We start from the raw sequence: 13,123 nt of genomic DNA, 5'->3' as shown, positions 1-13,123 counted from the left end.
CGCCGCCGACTATGTCCCGAAACAGCACGAAAACGCTTGCGCCGGAACATAGAATAATCTCCCACAGGCTTCTGCACAGGACTGCGCCCAGCCCACCGCCGCTGTCGGGGTCAGAAGACCCCTCCCACATAGCGCCGGCACCGGCCACGGATCGGGCACGACCCTTGTGGGAGCGGCCTTGGCCGCGACGCGGCCGTCGTGGGCCGCGGGCGTCGATCAAGCCAGCAATCGCGAGCAAGCTCGCTCCCACAGGTTTCTGCACAGGACTGCGCCCAGCCCACCGCCGCTGTCGGGGTCAGAAGACCCCTCCCACATAGCGCCGGCACCGGCCACGGATCGGGCACGACCCTTGTGGGAGCGGCCTTGGCCGCGACGCGGCTGTCGTGGGCCGCAGGCTTCGATCAAGCCAGCAATCGCGAGCAAGCTCGCTCCCACAGGCTTCTGCACAGGACTGCGTCCAGCCCTTCGCTGGTGTCGAGGTCAGAACACCCCACCCACTGGGATGTCGCCTGGAACCTGAGTCCGCTCAATCCGCCTTCCGCCGACGACGCAGCGCACCGATCACGCCGAGGCCGGCAGCGAGCATGGCCCAGGTGCCGGGCTCGGGTACCGCGGTGACGGTCAGCGAAATATTGTCGATGCCGGTGTTGTAGCTGTCCGGGCCGAAGCGCAGCACCAGGCCGTTGGCGCTCGACACGCCGGGCATGAAGGACAGACGCGTGGTGCCGGCGTCGAAAGCGCCCGAGCTCCACAGGGTCTGGCCGGTGAGCCGATCGAGCACGACGGCCGACGAGCCGTCGTTGCGGTTCAGGTAATCGCCGAAATCCATCGAATTCAGCGTGACCGCATAACCGGCCCCCGGCGTGAAGACGAACTCGGCGCTGTGAGTGTCCGGATTGCTGCCGCCCCAGGCCACGCCTTCGAGGTCGGAGTACGCCGTCGACCAGTAGAACAGGCTGCTGTTGACGGTGGTGCCGGTGGCGGTCACGAAGGCGCGATGCGACACGTCGAGCAGCCCGACGACGTCGCCGTAGCCCTGGCCGATGCCGGCGCCGTTCGTGCAGGCCGCATTCGTGGCATCGCCGCAGATGTTGCCGGAGAAATCGAGCAGCACGTCAGTCGCGAGAGCCGGTGCGGACAGCAGGGCTGCACTCAGGCCGAGGGTGGCGACAAGGGGCGATATCCGGGTGAAGGCCATTGAAGGTTCCTCTGTAGGCAATTGGTCGGTGGGCACAAAGCAAGATCCGTCCCTCGTGTCGCAAACGATTGAGCACAAAGGAATCGAGCCCATCCCGACAGGCGCGCTGTAAAGCCGGGCGACAGTGCCGCGATGCCTTCTGTAGTGCCCGCACTACACGACAATCACATCCGTAGTGATACCGCCGCCCCACCCCGCTCCCTAGCATTCGTCCCATGAACGCACGGGAGATCTACACAGTGGGATCGCAGCGCAAGCGCGGCTTCAGGCTCGGTATCTACGTCTTCAAGGACGCCGAGATCGTCGACTTCACGGCGCCGCACGGGGTGTTTTCGGTGGCGCGGCGCTTCGACCCGGAGCTGGAGGTGTTCCTGATCGCCGACGCGCAGCGGCCGGTGCAGGCGCAGGCCGGCTTTACCGTGCTGCCCAACTACAGCTTTGCCGACCGCCCGGCGATGGATGCCTTTCTCATTCCCGGCGGCGCCGGCACGCGGCAGGAAACCTGGAACGGCCGGCTGCACGAGTTCATCGACGCACTACCCGCGAGCTGCCTGCTCACCAGCGTGTGCACTGGCTCCTGGATATACGGCCGCATGGGCCTGCTCGACGGCATTCCGGCGACCAACCGCAAGGAGCCGGACCGGGTCGAGGCCTCGCACCTGGGCAAGCTGCCGATCGATCGCCTCGCCGAAATAGCACCCGCCTGCCGCATCTCGCACGCTCGCGTGGTCGATGCCGGCCGCATCGTCACCGCCGGCGGCATCGCCTCCGGCATGGAGCTGGGTTTCCACCTGCTGCGCCGCGCCGGCTACGACGAAGGCTTCATCCGCGACGTGGCGCGCTGCATGGAATACAGCGCCGCCTACGACACCTACGCGCACGACATCGAGTACGCGCCGAACCCGGTCCCCTGCCTCGCCCACTGAAGTTTCCAGAACAAGGAGAGTCCCGCAATGAGCACCTTCCGCAACCCCTTCGACCCCAACGTGAAACTGAATGGCTGCTCGTGCGGCCGCCATCACAGCCAGGCTGAACACGACCAGGCCGAAGCGCTGTCCGAAGAGGCGATGCTGGACCGCGTGGTCGAAGGCGCGGTGATGCGCGCGCTGTTCCCGCACGACGAAACGCGGCGCAACTTCATCCGCGCGGTCGGCGCCAGCACGGCGATGGCGGCCATCTCGACCTTCCTGCCGCTGGGCACCGTGAAGGACGCCTTCGCCTCGCCCGGCCCGCTGGAGAAGACCAAGCTCAAGGTGGGCTTCATCCCCATCACCTGCGCCACGCCCATCATCATGGCGCACCCGCTGGGCTACTACTCGAAGCAGGGTCTGGACGTCGAAGTGGTGAAGACCGCCGGCTGGGCGGTCATCCGCGACAAGTCGCTGGCCAAGGAATACGACGCCGCCCACATGCTGTCGCCGATGCCGCTGGCCATCTCGGTCGGTGCCGGCTCCAATCCCATCCCCTGGACCATGCCGGCGGTCGAGAACATCAACGGCCAGGCGATCACGCTGTCGGTGAAGCACAAGGACAAGCGCGACCCGAAAACCTGGAAGGGCTTCAAGTTCGCGGTGCCCTTCGACTACTCGATGCACAACTACCTGCTGCGCTACTACCTCGCGGAGCACGGCATCGACCCCGATACCGACGTGCAGATCCGCTCGGTGCCGCCGCCGGAAATGGTGGCCAACCTGCGCGCCGGCAACATCGACGGCTTCCTCGCGCCGGACCCGGTGAACCAGCGTGCGGTGTATGACGGCGTGGGCTTCATCCACACGCTGACCAAGGACATCTGGGAAGGCCACCCCTGCTGCGCCTTCGCCGCGAGCAAGGAGTTCGTCACGACGATGCCGAACACCTACAAGGCCCTGCTGCGCGCCATCATCACGGCCACCGCAACCGCCAGCAACCCGGCCAACCGCAAGCAGATCGCCGAGGCGATCGCGCCGGCCAACTACCTGAACCAGCCGGTCACCGTGGTCGAACAGGTGCTCACCGGCACCTACGCCGACGGTCTGGGCGGCGTGCAGAAGGTGCCGGGCCGCATCGGCTTCGAGCCCTTCCCGTGGGAGTCCTTCGCCGTGTGGATCCTGACCCAGATGAAGCGCTGGGGCCAGATCAAGGGCGACATCGACTACCAGAAGATCGCCAAGGAGGTGTTCCTCGCCACCGACGCCGCCGCGCTGATGAAGGAAGTCGGCCTGCCGGTGCCGAACACGACGACCAAGAAGTTCTCGGTCATGAAGAAGGAATTCGACCCGGCCAAGCCGGAGGAATACCTCAACAGCTTCAAGATCCGGAAGGTGACGGCATGACGAGGAAACCCTGGCTGGCGCCGCTGCTGTCGGCGCTGTTCTTCGCGCTCTTCGTCGGCGCCTGGTATCTGGCGACCACGGCCTCGTCGGGCGGCGCCGGCGCCGCGCCGGCGATGGACCCGGAGTACGCCGCGCTGATGGGTGCCCAGGCGCAGGCCGGCGGCCAGTCGGCCATGCCCGGCCCGGGCGAGGTGGCGGCCAAGATCTGGGAACACGTCAGCGACCCCTTCTACGACCGCGGCACCAATGACAAGGGGCTGGGCATACAGATCGCCTACTCGATCGCCCGCGTGCTCGCCGGCTATCTGCTGGCGGCGCTGGTGGCGATCCCGCTGGGCTTCGTGATCGGCATGTCGCCGCTCGTGTACAAGGCGCTCGACCCCTTCATCCAGATCCTGAAGCCGATCTCGCCGCTGGCCTGGATGCCGCTCGCGCTCTACACGATCAAGGACTCCGGCATTTCCGCCATCTTCGTCATTTTCATCTGTTCGCTGTGGCCGATGCTGGTGAACACGGCCTTCGGCGTGGCATCGGTGCGGCGCGAATGGCTGAACGTGGCGCGGACGCTCGAAGTGAGTCCGCTGCGCAAGGCCTTCCTGGTCATCCTGCCGGCCGCCGCGCCGACCATCCTGACCGGCATGCGCATTTCCATCGGCATCGCCTGGCTGGTCATCGTCGCCGCCGAAATGCTGGTAGGCGGCACGGGCATCGGCTACTTCGTCTGGAACGAGTGGAACAACCTCTCGATCACCAACATCATCACCGCCATCCTGCTGATCGGCCTGGTGGGCATGCTGCTCGATCACCTGCTGGCCTGGGTGGCGCGCGCCATCTCATGGAGGGAATGAACATGAGCGCAGCCCTCGCCCCCGTCGTACCGCTGAAGACGCAGACCCGCGACCCGGTGGAGGCCGCGCCTCCGCCCTCGGCCGGGTCGTCCGCAGATAAAAAAGGCCCCATCACAATGAGCACCCAACCCTTCCTCAAGGTCGAGGGCCTGAAGCGGCAGTTTCCGCAGCCGGGCAGCCCCGACCCCGCGCCGGTATTCGAAGACGTGCATTTCGGCATCGAGCGCGGCCAGTTCGTGTGCGTGCTCGGCCACTCCGGCTGCGGCAAGACCACCATCCTGAACATCCTGGCAGGGCTCGACGAAGCCAGCGCCGGCCACGTCATCATGGACGGCCGCGAAGTGCGCGGCCCCTCGCTCGACCGCGGCGTGGTGTTCCAGGGCCACGCGCTGATGCCCTGGCTCAGCGCGCTGAAGAACGTCGAGTTCGCCGTGCGCAGCCGTCACCCCGACTGGTCGGCCAAGCAGGTGCGCGAACACGCGGTGAAATACCTCGAACTGGTGCACCTCGGCCACGCGCTGGACAAGAAGCCGGCCGAGCTGTCCGGCGGCATGAAGCAGCGCGTCGGCATCGCCCGCGCCTTCTCGATCGAACCGAAGATGCTGCTGCTGGACGAGCCCTTCGGCGCGCTCGACGCGCTCACCCGCGGCAGCATCCAGGACGAACTGATCGGCATCGTTGAAGCCACGCAGCAGACCGTGTTCATGATCACCCACGACGTCGATGAAGCCATCCTGCTGGCCGACCGCATCGTGCTGATGACCAATGGCCCGCGCGCCAAGATCGCCGAAATCGTCGTCAATCCGCTGGCCCGGCCACGCGTGCGCGAAACCCTGCACCAGCAGCCCGCCTTCTACACGCTGCGCAATCACCTGGTCGATTTCCTGGTGAAGCGCTCGCGCGAATTCCAGCCCGGCCCCGGCTGGGATGCGAAGAACCCGCCTCTCGTCCACCCCGGCCAATCCAGCCAACCCGCCTGAACACCACCTCAAAGGAGACTCACATGAAACGCGAAGACGTCACCGATCTCATCGTCGAACGCAAGGTTGCCAAGGGCCTCAAGTGGGCCGACCTCGCCAAGGCCATCGGCCTCAGCAAGGAATGGGTCACCGCCGGCCTGCTCGGCCAGATGACCTTCACCGCCGAACAGGCCAAGACCATAGGCGAAATGCTCGACCTGCCGGTCGAAGCGGTCACCCAGCTCCAGGTCGTGCCCTACAAGGGCTCGCTGCCCACCTCGGTGCCGACCGACCCGCTGATCTACCGCTTCTACGAACTGATCAATGTATACGGCACCACCTTCAAGGCACTCATCCACGAAGAATTCGGCGACGGCATCATGAGCGCCATCGACTTCAAGATGGATCTGGCGCGGGAAGCCAATCCCGCTGGCGACCGCGTCAGCATCACGATGAGCGGGAAATTCCTGCCGTATAAGACGTACTGAAGCTGCTGATCCGAAGCGCTTGACCGGCGCAGTAAGCGCTGGTCATATTTAAGCCGCATGATCCTGGGAGGGCATGCGGCTTTTTCCTTTCATGAATGACGCCCCAATAACTGTCGCACTCTCGGTCCAAAGGGCCGTTATTGAACAGGAGGAGAAAGAAAATTGCGAAGCGTCCCGCCGATGATTTGAAGCGCCTCTTCGTGCTTCGTAATCAAGTAGTCGAATATTTGCTTCTGCGTTGCCACCCCCTTCTGCTGGAGATAGTTATGGAAGTCCTTTTCGCTGGTGAAGTCATTCCTATTCGTCGAAAACGGAAAGCCTCTATCCGTTCGGCTGTCTGAATATATAGCCTTCTCCACACTATCGATTGGAATCGTATGAACACGGGGATGGCCGGCAAATTTGCGATTTTTCTGATCCCCATCAAGGATGGCAATCACGTTCTCGGGCGAAGACAAGAACTGCTCTCTCTCGTTGTGCCTCATTAAGTTAGTCACTTGCACTCCCCCGCCAATAAAAATAATCTTATAGCGAAAGAAGATTTGAGGACAGTATTTCTCTATCACCGCCTCTATGAAACCAAGTAAAACTTCATCCTCGGTCAAAATGTACTTATCCCAACCAAAAAAGCCAAACAAACGCGCTTTCGCATAACTATACGAGGTCGGAGTTATCGAGACACGACCTTCTTTTTCATCAATGTAGAACAATTCATCCGAACTAAGCTGCCGCATCAGTGCGAGCGAATGTGTCGTAAATAGAATTTTGCGTCCGTACTTAGCACAAAAAACCCTCAACCACCCCGCCAAATTCGCCTGAGCCGCAGCATCAAGGGAAATGTCGATCTCATCAATAACGATGAGTCGAGCCCCTCCTTTAATGGTTCGATATAGATTAATTAGAAAATATTCACCCGAGCTTAAATAGTCTTCACGTATATAAGTACCATCGCCCTTTACAATCGCGTAGTAGCTCTTTCCTTTAACAGCCACCTCCACCATTTCAGAATAGCGTGGTGAGTCATATATCGCGGCAAGAAAAGAAACAAGCTCCTCGGGATGACCATGATTACCAAGCGCAATCGCCCTACGGATGTCCAAGTCCGCCTCACTAGCGCTTTTAAAGTAGTTAAAGCGCGAACCATGGGGCATCGGCAGCTCTGCCGCAATGAGGTTACGCAGTTCGACGGGTATTGCTTTTTTGCAGTTCAGCGATCGAATCAAATCATCGTACGCGAACACCACCTCCGTTCCGTCTACGACATATGTGATTCGGCTATCAGGAGAGAACGCATATGGAGTCGCCGTCCTGACAAAGGTATCTGCACTAGAAAAATTGCGTAGCGCCCGAACCAGCGTGGTTTTTCCAGCACCGTTTCGACCTACCAGACAAACCAACCCGGGAGGCGACAAATCAAGTTCTAATGTGAGGCTAGCGACATGTTGAATCGACTCTAGGCTCACACGGAAGCGATTCATTGGGCAGACCTGTGCAGGAAACTATCAATGACGGTATTCCCGAATTTCGCTCTGAGTTTATCCAGATAAATCGGGTCAGCTGCAGACGCATAACTAATTAGACCACTCAGCCTTTGCAGCCCCTCTTCTATCCCCTCGCCCCGATCTTCTTGGAATATTTTTGACAGCCGAGAGCGATCTTTTATATAAAAATAGAGCCAAGTCTCGATCCGGTTTCTAATTTCACGATCAATAACGATGACACCGGTAGGCAAAATAACGAGCCCCAGAAGCTTCACCTTTCTTCCGACCGTAGTGAGCTTGCTTTTCTTCTGATTGAGCTTAAAGCCACCACCAAGCTCCGCCACAAGGCAGTTCTCGATTACTTGATCGGCATCCTCTATGCTTAAACGATCGTCAGCGGAAATTATTATGTCATCCGCATAGCGCGTGTATATCCATTGCCGGCTGTGGCAAATGGCTGCCAACTTCTTGTCGAACCCGAACAAGCATGCGTTGCTCAGGACAGGAGATGTGGAGTAGCCAATCGGCAATGTGCCGTCGATGGTGAGAAGATCCAGAATGTGCTCAACATGATCGCCCAAATCCGAGACAGGAGTTTCAGCTTGATCAAGGACTGACCGGATCAAATCCGAAGTTATGCTATCGAAGAAGCGCTCCAGATCTGTCTGGAAGAAGGCGCGACTTTGTGCATGAGGCGCGACGGCCTGCAGAAGCGTTGCCCCTTTACGATAAGCAAACGAAACTGACCGATCGACAGGGAGAAATTCAAGTAGGAAGCCACTGAGGAAGTGGTGGAACTCTTTCAGCTTTGGAGAGGGCTTGTAGATGGTTCGCCGGTTCCAACTGACGGGGCTGTAGTGTTCCTGAGGCTTCAGCGCCAAGAACTCTTCAAACCGATACTTCTCGTGATACATGGCATCGAACAGCTGATGCAGCGGCCGTGGGGTCATGATCACTTACCCTTGGACATCTTGTCGCAATTGATCGCGAAGCGCGACTAATAGCAGCCTGCAAATGACAGATACGAAACGCCCGGCCGGGCGTTAGCCTGCGGCCGGGCATGCGTAAGTAGATAAAACGCCCTAGGGACCAGACATTAGACCGGAGCTACTCCTAGTCGCTGGTATAGAAAAAGCGTAGCACAGCGAGATGTTGTAAACAATAGGGGACGCAGCAACATTTCCCCGGATTTCTCCACCCTCTTCCGCCACGGCCCGGTTCAGCTCATCGCCGAACTCAGCCCGATATGTGCGACGAAAGGGTCAGAGTCGCGGTCGCTGTAGAGCAGCGCGTAATCCGATTCGATGCAGCGGGTGGCGATCAGCGTGTCTATTGCCTTGCGGATCGTGATGCCACGCTCGCGCAGCGCGCGATCGTTGCGCGCCGCCTGTATCGCAATGTCCTGCCCGGCGGTGCGTCCACCCTTTCGGCCTGCGGGGTGGCGGTGCCCCGGAAACAGTCGATCCAGTCGCTGGGATCGCCCAGGATCAAGCGTAGGTCCTCATCGCGTCGAGATCACCTTCCCACTGAAGCTTGCCCCTGACGCGACGGATTTCTCCTGCCGGGAAGGAATGCCGCTCACGCCTCATCGCGCCCCATGAGCGTTTCCGCCACGCGCTATTCCGGCCGGGCGATGATGCCGCGCAACCACGGCTCCAGATGGGCGATGTCAAAGGTGCCGGCGTCGAACATGTCCATCATCCGGGCAAACACGGCGTCCGGTGACTGATTCAGACGGCAGCCATTGATGCGCAGGAAGACGTCGGTCGCGGCGAAGGCGACACGCTTGTTGCCGTCGATGAAAGGGTGGTTGATGGCGAGGCTTTCGAACAGCGCCGCAGCTTCGGCCACGACGTCTTCGTAGTAGCCGGACTGCGGGCGGAACAGCGCGGATTCGAGTGCTCCGGCATCACGCAGGCCCGGGCTGCCGCCATATCGCTGTATCAGCACGGCATGCAGCGCGAGCACGTCGGCAAGGGTCAGGTAATCCCTTGCCCTCACTTGTCGGCGCTCACTTGGCACTCACTTGGCACTCACTTGGCAAGTTCGCGGTACAGGCTGTCGAATTCGCCGAGGCTGTCCGCGAACGCGTCCATGACATGTCTGCGCGGCCGGCCCTGTGCCTTGCGCTCGATATAGTCGCGCAGGGCTTCGTCCAGCACCACCTGGAACTGCCGGCCTTCGGATTCGGCAATCTGCCTCAGCGCGGCGAGCACTTCGGGCGAGGCCTGAGATGAGAACTTTTCGCGAGTCTGGGCGGACATATCGCCTCCGTCAGGATTCATCTTGATGCGTCATGATAGATCACGATGCTGCGGCCAGGCACGCGTAACAACAGTTACGACGGGGGACGGAGCAACATTTCCCGATCTCCACGCGGGCGTTGCCCGAACGCTCTCCCGCGCGCAGGCACCAAGAGCGTCACGCATGCATCCTAGGCTGTCGGGTAACAAGAGAGCAGCCCGGAAGTTTTCCTTCGCATGCCAAACTCTAGCCACCTCCCTCACTTGCAAACCTCGACGCCATGATCACAAGTCAGTTCGTCTCGCGGATTTCCCTTCAGCGCGACAAGGTCGATTCCTTTGATCGCTATCCGTTTGCGCTGCCGGCCATCCGGGCGCTCGAACAGATCGATCTTCATCCGAAGATGACTATCCTGGTGGGCGAGAATGGCTCGGGGAAGTCGACGCTGCTTGAGGCGATCGCGGTCGCGCTCGGGTTCAATGCCGAGGGCGGCAGCCGCAACTTCAACTTTGGCACGCGCGCGTCGCACTCGGAACTTCACGCCTTCCTGCGTATCGCCCGAGGCGTCCGGCGCCCGAAGGACGGTTTCTTCCTTCGTGCGGAGAGCTTCTTCAATGTGGCGACGGAGATCGAGAATCTCGACGCCGAGCCAATGGCTGGCGCGCGCGTCATCGATGGATTCGGCGGGCGCTCGTTGCACGAACAGTCGCATGGCGAATCGTTTCTCACCCTGATGACTCAACGCTTCCGCGGCGAGGGTCTGTACATCCTCGACGAACCCGAGGCGGCGCTCTCTCCCCAGCGCCAGTTGGCGGTGCTCTCCCGGATTCATGACCTGATAGCCGAAGGCGCGCAGTTCATCATGGCCACGCATTCGCCGATCCTTATGGCCTACCCCGATGCGCGCATCCTCCAGCTCACCGCAGACGGCATCGAGGAGGTCGCATACGAGGACACGGAGCATTACCTCGTCACGCGCAATTTCCTCGCCAATCCTGAACGCATGCTCAGGGTACTTCTGAGCCGCGACGACCAGGACGATTGACTCCTCCGCGAGCACTGCGTTGTCGAGTCTCACGTGGCGACGTTGTGAGGCGCGTTCCCACTACCCCGCCCCGCGCTGCGCCCGCCGCCATGTCGCCGGCGGCTGGCCCGTCAGTCGCTTGAACGCCCGCGAGAACGCCGCTTCGGATTCGTAGCCGATCTCCTGCGCGATGGAGGCGACCGATGCCTGGCCTTCGCGCATCAGATTGGCGCCGAGCTGCATGCGCCAGTGGGTGAGGTACTGCATCGGCGGCATGCCGACGCAGTCGACGAAACGCTCGTGCAGGGCGGAGCGGGAGAGGCCGACCTGTCGGCCCAGTTCATCCACCGTCCAGTCCTCCGCCGGGCGCGCGTGCATCAGCGCGATCGCCTTGCCGATGTAGCGATCGCGCAGCGCGGCGAGCCAGCCGCTGCCGCCCTCTTCCGGCAGGGCTTCGAGACAGCGGCGCGCCGCATCGACGAACACCATTTCGCTGACGCGCTCGAGCACCGCCGCGCTGCCCGCACGCCGGTGGCGTGACTCGGCCACTGCCTGTTCGAGCATGGGCGCCACCCAGGCGCCGACCCCGCTCGACGGCAGGTGCAGCATCGGCGGCAGGGCCTGGATCAAGGGGTTGAAGGGCTTCAGATCGCAACTGATGAAGCCGCAGACCATCGTGATGCTGGCGCGGCTGGAGGGCACTTCGGCATCGAGCTCACACACGCCGTCGTGGAGGGCAATCAGGACCGGTTGGGGGTGGTCGCGCGTCGTTGCGCGCCAGGACTGATCGCCGCCGGCTGCGCGCATGCCGGGCGCGCTGGACAGCACGTGGGCATCGCCGCGCGGGAACATGACGATGTCGCCCGCCTGCAGCCTGGTCGGCGCCTGACCCTCCATGCCGACCCAGCCGTTTCCCCGCAGGATCATGTGATAGGCGATCACGTGCTCGGCGCCGGGGCTGAGCGCGTCGGCCAGTTCCGGCGACGGCGGCGTGTCCGCCACCCAGTGATCGTCGCAGCTCACGTAATAGAAGATCGCGCCGCGCAGACGCACGCTCGTAAGCACATCGGACAACGGATCGCCCTGCATGGCCCCTCCCCGGCGGCGTCCCCATCAATCGGCGCGGACACACGATCAAGTGATCGCGCAATCGCGTAGCCGCGAGCAAGTTTCAACGACATGCGGTGAATCACCCACCGGCCCGGACATGAAGAATGGCCCCGTCGTCGCACACCGCCACACGCATAGAAATACGCACACGCCCATCGGGCCGTGGCAGGTGCGACGCACCCCACAACATCCTGAGGAGATCACCATGTCAGCCGTACTCGAAACCCAAGTCACCGCGCCCGATTTCAACGCCATCAAGCAACGGCAGCAGGCCACCTGGGCAAGCGGTGACTATGCCGTCATCGGCACCACGCTGCAAATCGTTGGCGAAACACTCGCTGAGGCCGCCGACGTGCGCGCCGGCGAACAGGTACTCGACGTCGCTGCCGGCAACGGCAACGCGACCCTCGCCGCCGCGCGCCGCTTTGCCGATGTCACCTCCACCGACTATGTCGAGGCGCTGCTCGACAAGGCCCGCGTGCGTGCCGCGGCGGACGGCCTGACGGCGCAGTTTCAGGTGGCGGACGCGGAGCGACTGCCCTTCGATGACGCAAGCTTCGACGTGGTGATGTCGACCTTCGGCGTCATGTTCACGCCCGACCACGCCACGGCCGCCAGCGAAATGCTGCGCGTGGTGCGCCCCGGCGGCCGCATCGCGCTCGCCAGCTGGACGCCCGGCGGCTTCATCGGCCGTCTGTTCAAGATCATCGGCGCCTACGTGCCGCCGCCGCAAGGTGTGAAATCGCCCTCGCTGTGGGGCACCGAGCCGCACATCATCGAGCTGTTCGGTACCCGTGCCGCACAGCTGCGCTGCGAGCGTCGGCATTTCGTCTTCCGCTACCGCTCGGCCGCCCACTGGCTGGAGGTGTTCCGCGCCTTCTACGGCCCGATCCACAAGGCCTTCGGCGCCGTGGCGCCGGACGTCCGCCCGGCACTGGAGCGCGACATTCTCGCCCTGCTGGAGGAACTCAACGTCGGCGGTCCGGATGCGCTGGTGGTGCCGAGCGAATACCTCGAGGTGGTCATTACCCGGGCATGACGGGGCGGGATGGAAGGCGCGCACGGCGGAGCCGCAACCGGAGGTGCATCGTGTAGGAGCGGTCTTCTGACCGCGACCGCGGCCTGTACCGAAGCCGGCGGAATGCAGCCGCCCGGTCGCGGCCAAGGCCGCTCCTACGGGGATTGCGCCCGATCCACGGCTGGAGCCGAGTTTCTGTTGGAGGTGTCTTCTGACCCCGACTGCGGCCTGAATCGAAGCCGGCGGACTGCGGCGGCCCTGTCGCGGCCAAGGCCGCTCCTACGGGGATTGCGCCCGATCCACGGCCAGGGCCGGAGTTCTGTTGGAGGTGTCTTCTGACCCCGACTGCGGCCTGAATCGAAGCCTGCGGACCGCAGCGGCCTTGTCGCGGCCAAGGCCGCTCCTTGTATTGTCTTTACCTCCCGAGGGGCACCTCGG

General features: G+C 62.4%; 13 protein-coding genes. 7 read left to right on the top strand and 6 right to left on the bottom strand.

Annotation, left to right across the window (positions count from 1 at the left end; genetic code table 11):
* Positions 1-526: 526 nt before the first annotated feature.
* Positions 527-1,198, bottom strand: a complete 672-nt coding sequence (locus IV112_RS21440) for a PEP-CTERM sorting domain-containing protein (protein WP_304007173.1) — start codon at positions 1,196-1,198, stop codon at positions 527-529.
* Between the two features lie 215 nt (positions 1,199-1,413).
* Between IV112_RS21440 and IV112_RS21435 the strand changes: the two genes are divergently transcribed.
* The 5 genes from IV112_RS21435 (at position 1,414) to cynS (ending at position 5,808) form a co-directional block, all read left to right on the top strand.
* Positions 1,414-2,124 carry a DJ-1/PfpI family protein gene (locus tag IV112_RS21435; RefSeq protein WP_304007172.1) on the top strand — a complete coding sequence of 237 codons (711 nt, stop codon included), beginning with the start codon at positions 1,414-1,416 and terminating at the stop codon, positions 2,122-2,124.
* A gap of 27 nt (positions 2,125-2,151) precedes the next feature.
* A complete protein-coding gene (locus IV112_RS21430; RefSeq protein ID WP_304007170.1) occupies positions 2,152-3,513 on the top strand; it encodes a CmpA/NrtA family ABC transporter substrate-binding protein in 1,362 nt (453 codons plus the stop codon).
* Positions 3,510-4,361, top strand: a complete 852-nt coding sequence (gene ntrB, locus IV112_RS21425) for a nitrate ABC transporter permease (protein ID WP_304007168.1) — start codon at positions 3,510-3,512, stop codon at positions 4,359-4,361. The genes IV112_RS21430 and ntrB overlap by 4 nt, the downstream gene beginning before the upstream one ends.
* A 116-nt stretch (positions 4,362-4,477) precedes the next feature.
* Positions 4,478-5,341, top strand: coding sequence for an ABC transporter ATP-binding protein (locus IV112_RS21420; RefSeq protein ID WP_304007166.1), 864 nt, complete (start codon positions 4,478-4,480; stop codon positions 5,339-5,341).
* A gap of 23 nt (positions 5,342-5,364) precedes the next feature.
* Positions 5,365-5,808, top strand: a complete 444-nt coding sequence (gene cynS, locus IV112_RS21415; protein WP_304007164.1) for a cyanase — start codon at positions 5,365-5,367, stop codon at positions 5,806-5,808.
* Positions 5,809-5,945: 137 nt separating this feature from the next.
* Here cynS and IV112_RS21410 read toward each other — a convergent pair whose 3' ends face one another.
* The 4 genes from IV112_RS21410 to IV112_RS21395 form a co-directional block, all read right to left on the bottom strand.
* Positions 5,946-7,286 (bottom strand): AAA family ATPase, encoded by a 1,341-nt coding sequence (locus IV112_RS21410; RefSeq protein WP_304007163.1) that lies wholly within the window; start codon positions 7,284-7,286, stop codon positions 5,946-5,948.
* A complete protein-coding gene (locus tag IV112_RS21405) occupies positions 7,283-8,239 on the bottom strand; it encodes a reverse transcriptase domain-containing protein (RefSeq protein ID WP_304007161.1) in 957 nt (318 codons plus the stop codon). The genes IV112_RS21410 and IV112_RS21405 overlap by 4 nt, the downstream gene beginning before the upstream one ends.
* 667 nt (positions 8,240-8,906) lie before the next feature.
* Entirely contained in the window at positions 8,907-9,290 is a 384-nt protein-coding gene (locus IV112_RS21400) for a type II toxin-antitoxin system death-on-curing family toxin (protein WP_018410465.1), read from the bottom strand.
* A 32-nt stretch (positions 9,291-9,322) separates the two neighbouring features.
* The gene (locus IV112_RS21395; protein ID WP_304007158.1) at positions 9,323-9,553 is read right to left on the bottom strand and encodes a hypothetical protein; all 231 of its coding nucleotides are present in this window, start codon (positions 9,551-9,553) and stop codon (positions 9,323-9,325) included.
* Between the two features lie 260 nt (positions 9,554-9,813).
* Here IV112_RS21395 and IV112_RS21390 point away from each other — a divergent pair, with 260 nt between their 5' ends.
* Positions 9,814-10,578: an AAA family ATPase gene (locus tag IV112_RS21390; protein WP_304007156.1), complete on the top strand. Its 765-nt coding sequence runs from the start codon at positions 9,814-9,816 to the stop codon at positions 10,576-10,578.
* A gap of 60 nt (positions 10,579-10,638) precedes the next feature.
* On the opposite strand, the gene IV112_RS21385 is transcribed toward IV112_RS21390, so the two are convergent.
* Positions 10,639-11,646, bottom strand: coding sequence for an AraC family transcriptional regulator (locus tag IV112_RS21385; protein WP_304007155.1), 1,008 nt, complete (start codon positions 11,644-11,646; stop codon positions 10,639-10,641).
* A 226-nt stretch (positions 11,647-11,872) separates the two neighbouring features.
* Here IV112_RS21385 and IV112_RS21380 point away from each other — a divergent pair, with 226 nt between their 5' ends.
* A complete protein-coding gene (locus tag IV112_RS21380; protein ID WP_304007154.1) occupies positions 11,873-12,706 on the top strand; it encodes a class I SAM-dependent methyltransferase in 834 nt (277 codons plus the stop codon).
* Positions 12,707-13,123 lie beyond the last annotated feature (417 nt).

Source organism: Methyloversatilis discipulorum (assembly GCF_018780585.1).
GTDB lineage: Bacteria > Pseudomonadota > Gammaproteobacteria > Burkholderiales > Rhodocyclaceae > Methyloversatilis > Methyloversatilis discipulorum_B.
The sequence above is the reverse complement of the archived record's forward strand: the minus strand, read 5'-3'. Positions and strand labels throughout refer to the sequence as shown.